The organism is Aliivibrio sp. 1S128 (genome assembly GCF_001691065.1).
Lineage (GTDB): Bacteria > Pseudomonadota > Gammaproteobacteria > Enterobacterales > Vibrionaceae > Aliivibrio.
On the sequence record NZ_MAJV01000149.1, the window covers coordinates 1 to 1569 of the forward strand.

Sequence of the window (1569 nt, forward strand, 5' to 3'; positions counted from 1 at the left end):
AAAACTTTAATTGAAGAGTTTGATCATGGCTCAGATTGAACGCTGGCGGCAGGCCTAACACATGCAAGTCGAGCGGTAACAGGAATTAGCTTGCTAATTCGCTGACGAGCGGCGGACGGGTGAGTAATGCCTGGGAATATGCCTTAGTGTGGGGGATAACTATTGGAAACGATAGCTAATACCGCATAATGTCTTCGGACCAAAGAGGGGGATCTTCGGACCTCTCGCGCTAAGATTAGCCCAGGTGAGATTAGCTTGTTGGTGAGGTAAGAGCTCACCAAGGCGACGATCTCTAGCTGGTCTGAGAGGATGATCAGCCACACTGGAACTGAGACACGGTCCAGACTCCTACGGGAGGCAGCAGTGGGGAATATTGCACAATGGGCGAAAGCCTGATGCAGCCATGCCGCGTGTATGAAGAAGGCCTTCGGGTTGTAAAGTACTTTCAGTCGTGAGGAAGGGTGTGTAGTTAATAGCTGCATATCTTGACGTTAGCGACAGAAGAAGCACCGGCTAACTCCGTGCCAGCAGCCGCGGTAATACGGAGGGTGCGAGCGTTAATCGGAATTACTGGGCGTAAAGCGCATGCAGGTGGTTCATTAAGTCAGATGTGAAAGCCCGGGGCTCAACCTCGGAACCGCATTTGAAACTGGTGAACTAGAGTGCTGTAGAGGGGGGTAGAATTTCAGGTGTAGCGGTGAAATGCGTAGAGATCTGAAGGAATACCAGTGGCGAAGGCGGCCCCCTGGACAGACACTGACACTCAGATGCGAAAGCGTGGGGAGCAAACAGGATTAGATACCCTGGTAGTCCACGCCGTAAACGATGTCTACTTGGAGGTTGTGGCCTTGAGCCGTGGCTTTCGGAGCTAACGCGTTAAGTAGACCGCCTGGGGAGTACGGTCGCAAGATTAAAACTCAAATGAATTGACGGGGGCCCGCACAAGCGGTGGAGCATGTGGTTTAATTCGATGCAACGCGAAGAACCTTACCTACTCTTGACATCCACAGAAGAGACCAGAGATGGACTTGTGCCTTCGGGAACTGTGAGACAGGTGCTGCATGGCTGTCGTCAGCTCGTGTTGTGAAATGTTGGGTTAAGTCCCGCAACGAGCGCAACCCTTATCCTTGTTTGCCAGCACGTAATGGTGGGAACTCCAGGGAGACTGCCGGTGATAAACCGGAGGAAGGTGGGGACGACGTCAAGTCATCATGGCCCTTACGAGTAGGGCTACACACGTGCTACAATGGCGCATACAGAGGGCTGCAAGCTAGCGATAGTGAGCGAATCCCAAAAAGTGCGTCGTAGTCCGGATCGGAGTCTGCAACTCGACTCCGTGAAGTCGGAATCGCTAGTAATCGTGAATCAGAATGTCACGGTGAATACGTTCCCGGGCCTTGTACACACCGCCCGTCACACCATGGGAGTGGGCTGCAAAAGAAGTGGGTAGTTTAACCTTCGGGAGGACGCTCACCACTTTGTGGTTCATGACTGGGGTGAAGTCGTAACAAGGTAGCCCTAGGGGAACCTGGGGCTGGATCACCTCCTTAAACGATAGATTACGATTTA

Annotated in this window: 1 rRNA gene; it reads left to right on the forward strand. The window is 52.5% G+C overall.

The annotated features are described in order from the left end of the window. Positions 1-7 precede the first annotated feature (7 nt). Positions 8-1550 (forward strand): 16S ribosomal RNA (locus A6E03_RS18260). The last annotated feature ends 19 nt before the right edge of the window (positions 1551-1569 follow it).